The following is a 477-nucleotide window of genomic DNA, read 5'->3' on the forward strand; positions in this document are numbered from 1 at the left end:
GGCATACAGCCTCAAAACGAACGGCGTGAAAGGATGGGCAGTCTGCCAGCGATCCGGGGTTAGCACTAGGGATATGCGGGCCGTGGGAATGGCGGTGCATTCACCGACGCTTTCGCGAGCAGGCTCGCTCCCACAGGAGTGCGCGTTTCAAATGTGGGAGCGAGCCTGCTCGCGAAGAGGCCGGCAAGCTCACCACATTATTTACCGTTTCACTTTTTCTTCAGACACTCACTCATGAACGCCTTGCGCGCATCGCCGGCCAGCGCCTTGGTTTTCGCATCGGCATTGCAGGTGGTCATCTTCTGCTGCTGCGGGGTCAGCTCCTTGCCATCGTTGGCTGCGGGTGCCGCTTTCAGGCAGGTGCTCATGAACGCCTTGCGCTCGTCGCCCTTCAGGCTTTTGGCGGTCGCATCGGCATTGCAGGTGGTCATCTTGTTCTGTTGCGCCGTGGCGGCGAAACCCTGGGAACACACAAGC

The 477-nt window shown here is 60.0% G+C and carries 1 protein-coding gene; it reads right to left on the reverse strand.

What is annotated here, in order from left to right; all coding sequences use genetic code 11:
* Positions 1 to 209 precede the first annotated feature (209 nt).
* On the reverse strand, positions 210 to 477 hold a 268-nt coding region (locus J5M71_RS27825), incomplete at its 5' end, for a PsiF family protein (protein ID WP_207838794.1).

The sequence above is a fragment of the Pseudomonas sp. 43(2021) genome (assembly GCF_017490805.1).
In the GTDB taxonomy this organism is placed as follows: Bacteria; Pseudomonadota; Gammaproteobacteria; order Pseudomonadales; family Pseudomonadaceae; genus Aquipseudomonas.